4 protein-coding genes are annotated in these 3445 nt (G+C 53.9%); 2 read left to right on the top strand and 2 right to left on the bottom strand.

The window, feature by feature from the left end:
* On the top strand, positions 1 to 377 hold a 377-nt coding region (locus ENI00_RS01880), incomplete at its 5' end, for a hypothetical protein (protein ID WP_304097992.1).
* 186 nt (positions 378 to 563) lie between these two features.
* Positions 564 to 1172 carry a PEP-CTERM sorting domain-containing protein gene (locus tag ENI00_RS01885; protein WP_304097995.1) on the top strand — a complete coding sequence of 203 codons (609 nt, stop codon included), beginning with the start codon at positions 564 to 566 and terminating at the stop codon, positions 1170 to 1172.
* Positions 1173 to 1226: 54 nt separating this feature from the next.
* On the opposite strand, the gene ENI00_RS01890 is transcribed toward ENI00_RS01885, so the two are convergent.
* A complete protein-coding gene (locus ENI00_RS01890) occupies positions 1227 to 2204 on the bottom strand; it encodes an NAD(P)H-dependent flavin oxidoreductase (protein ID WP_304097998.1) in 978 nt (325 codons plus the stop codon).
* Position 2205: 1 nt separating this feature from the next.
* The gene (locus tag ENI00_RS01895; RefSeq protein ID WP_304098000.1) at positions 2206 to 3315 is read right to left on the bottom strand and encodes a Zn-dependent alcohol dehydrogenase; all 1110 of its coding nucleotides are present in this window, start codon (positions 3313 to 3315) and stop codon (positions 2206 to 2208) included.
* Positions 3316 to 3445: the final 130 nt, after the last annotated feature.

The following is a 3445-nucleotide window of genomic DNA, read 5'->3' on the forward strand; positions in this document are numbered from 1 at the left end:
ACCTGGGCTTCATGGACGCGCCGGACAACATCGAGTTTCAGGCCAAAGCGCGGGGGGAAGTGTTCTATTACCGCCAGCCCCACGATGTCGACAATCCGTCCGAAGATTACGGTGGTTCGGTTTATGGCTACTTCCCAGAGCCTGGTGTTCGCGATGCACCACTGCTGTCACCCTTCGCTGGCATGGCGGCAGGCGTTATGCTTGGGGGCCAATCGGAATGGTTTACTCTTATGAAAAACTGGTACGGGCAGAAATGGGCCAACACCCAGATTGCGGTGCCTATAATGTTGGACCTCATCAAGCCGGCACTGGGTATTTCCAAAGAGCTGCCCAACCTTCTTACGCCGTTCTGGGATGCCAGGTTAGCGGAACTGTAATATCGGCTGAAACTTATCGATTGTGTATTTTAGCGATGCCAAATCAAGACGAATGTCGATAAAATTTACACTTTATTAAAAGAGAGGAAAAAAGACCATACCAATCAGGAACTTAAATGCTGGCATGGCTTTTGCTAATTCGTAAGCAACGAATTATACAATTAGTCACGACATAAGGCATACATCATGAAGTTAAAGATGTTGAGTTCTTTCGCCCTTGCAGTAGTCATCAGCACAAGCGCTCAAGCGAGTGCTATTTTCCAGGACAGCTTTGATACCGAAGGCACACCTGGTGCGTCTACCCTCAACTACAGCAGCTTTGCTAACTGGACTGTTGCTGCAGGCTCTGTTGATCTGATTAACAGTGGCAATTACGGCATCGACTGCGTAGGCAACACCGGCAAGTGCGTTGATCTGGATGGTTCAACGAAGAACGCGGGAACGCTGAACAGCAGTTCCATTGCTCTGTCTGCGGGCATTTATTCGTTGATGTTTGATATTTCCGGCAACCAACGCGGCCCTGCTGCTGACGATGAGTTGCTCGTTACTCTGTCCGGACTGATTGAAGAAAACTTTACTCTATCTGCCAATGACCCCTGGCAGTCCGTCGTCCGCACCTTCACGGTTGCAGAGGATACGACCGGCTTCATCAGCTTTAATCATAGCGGCAAAGACAATATCGGCATCGTACTGGATAACGTTTCCGTAAGCGCCGTTCCGGAGCCGGGCACACTGGCCTTGCTGGGCCTTGGTCTTGCAGGATTGGGCGCAGCGCGCCGTCGTCAGAAAGCCTGACATAAAAGCAGTGTTAAAAAAGCCAGCATCTGCTGGCTTTTTTGTGGCCTGTATCTAACCTGCAAAACCGGCTAAGCGTTGGCGCACAATCGTCTCGGCCTCCGCCATGATGCGCTGAATCAGCTCATCGCAGGTGGGAATATCATGAATCAGGCCCGCAACCATGCCACAGCTCCAGGCGGCCTCATCCATTTTACCTTCTTGCAGCACAAGACGGCCCTTGGCACCGGTTACGAGGTGGCGAACATCGTCGATGGTTTCCGCCTCACCTTTCTCTTTTTCGATACGGATGATTTCCTCAACGGCGGCGTTGTTCAGAACCCTTTCCGTATTGCGTAGGTTGCGCATGATCAGGCGGGTTTGAAGCTCATCCGCTTCTACGATCGCCTGTTTGACGTTGTCATGGATTGGGGCATCCTTGGTGGCCAGAAAACGCGTGCCCATATTCATGCCTTCTGCACCCAATGCCATTGCCGCTACCAGGCTGCGGCCGTCGGCCATACCACCTGAGGCTACAAAGGGAATCGTCAATTCGTCAGCTGCCCGGGGCAACAGAATAAAGTTAGGTATGTCGTCTTCACCGGGGTGTCCACCGCACTCGAAACCATCAACACTCACCGCGTCACAGCCAATTCTCTGCGCCTTGAGTGCGTGGCGCACGGAGGTGCATTTGTGTATCACCTTGATACCGGCAGCCTTGAGCTGAGGCATGTACTTTTCCGGGCTGCGACCTGCCGTTTCAACCGCTTTTACGCCGCCTGCAATAATCGCGTCGATATACTCCGGATAAGGCGGGGCATTGAACGAGGGCAGGAAGGTGAGGTTCACGCCGAAAGGTTTGTCGGTCATCTTATGGCACCGGGCAATCTCTCGCGCAAGGTCCTCGGACGTGGGCTGGGTAAGTCCTGTGATGATACCCAGGCCACCGGCGTTGGAGACGGCGGATGCCAGCTCGGCATAGCCAACATGATGCATGCCCCCTTGAATGATCGGGTAGCGAATGCCAAACATCTCGGTAATTCGGGTTTTCATATCAGGACTCCATCACAATTACGCCGCGGGCATTCTTGCCGGCCACCATGTCATCAAACGCCTGAGCGGCTTCTTCAATGGGATAGGTTCGGGTAACAAGCTCATCGAGCTTCAGCTTGCCTGCCTTGTAGAGCCCGATAATGCGCGGAAAATCGTACTGCGGGCGGGCAGAACCCAGCCAGCTTCCTTTTAACGTGCGCTCGTCTGCTGGCAGAGTCAGCGTAGTGATTGAAGTTTTGTCTTTCGGATCAGAGACGCCTACAACAACAGCGGTGCCCCCTCGCCCCAGGCTTTTATAAGCCTGCTCAACTACGGCGCCTGCGCCAACGCATTCAAAGGCGTAGTCCACGCCGCCCGTCAGCTTTTTAACGGCCTTGGCTGCATCCTCAACGTCGTTGATATTGATGGTATGGGTTGCACCAAACTCTTTCGCCAGTTCCAGCTTGCCGGGGTTGTTGTCTACAGCCACAATCATCTCAGCACCAGCCGTAGCACAGCCCTGAATCGCATTAAGGCCAACGCCTCCAATCCCGAAGACGGCCGCACGAGACCCTGGCTCCAGCTTCGCAGTATTGAAAACCGCACCCACACCAGTCATTACCGCACAGCCCACAAGCGCTGCATTTTGCATGGGTACGGTTTTGTCGATCCTCACGCAGTTGTCCACGTGCATGGTGGCGTATTCCGCCATCACACCGCAGGCTCCGAATACGTTAAGTGGCTCGCCGTTGGCGTCTTTGGTTCTCACGGTGCCATCGGGCAATGTGAACATGGCTTTGCGGGCGTTCTCGCACAGAACAGGGCGACCACGCACACACTGCCGGCACTTACCACACATGGAGATGAAAGAGCTGACTACGTGGTCGCCCTCCTGGAATTCGGTTACGCCTTCACCTACTTCTATGACTACACCAGCGGCCTCGTGCCCAAGCACCAAAGGTGGCGGGTAGGGTATTTTGCCAGTCGTAGCGGATAGATCGCTATGGCAAACGCCGCAGGCGGCAATTTTGAGGGTAATTTCACCGCGTTTGGGGCCTTCAACGGTGATCGTCTCCACCTGAACGGGCTGGCCCCATTCACGGCAAACAACAGCTTTCGCTTTTCTGTCCATGGTAAGTGCTTCCTGTTAGTAATCTGGAGGGCTAACACCTTTGAAGGTGCTGGACGCGGGGTGGGGTGCCTTTTCTGGCGGGAAAAAGATGTCTGAGCGCAGCGAGTTGTTTTTCCCAGAAGAAAAGGCA

The sequence above is a fragment of the Marinobacter antarcticus genome (assembly GCF_011049865.1).
Lineage (GTDB): Bacteria > Pseudomonadota > Gammaproteobacteria > Pseudomonadales > Oleiphilaceae > Marinobacter > Marinobacter antarcticus_A.

What these genes read in the sequence shown, in the direction of transcription:
- ENI00_RS01885 (WP_304097995.1), top strand. Translation starts at nt 564, where the DNA reads ATGAAGTTAAAGATGTTGAGTTCTTTCGCCCTTGCAGTAGTCATCAGC.
- ENI00_RS01890 (WP_304097998.1), bottom strand. Translation starts at nt 2,204, where the DNA reads ATGAAAACCCGAATTACCGAGATGTTTGGCATTCGCTACCCGATCATT.
- ENI00_RS01895 (WP_304098000.1), bottom strand. Translation starts at nt 3,315, where the DNA reads ATGGACAGAAAAGCGAAAGCTGTTGTTTGCCGTGAATGGGGCCAGCCC.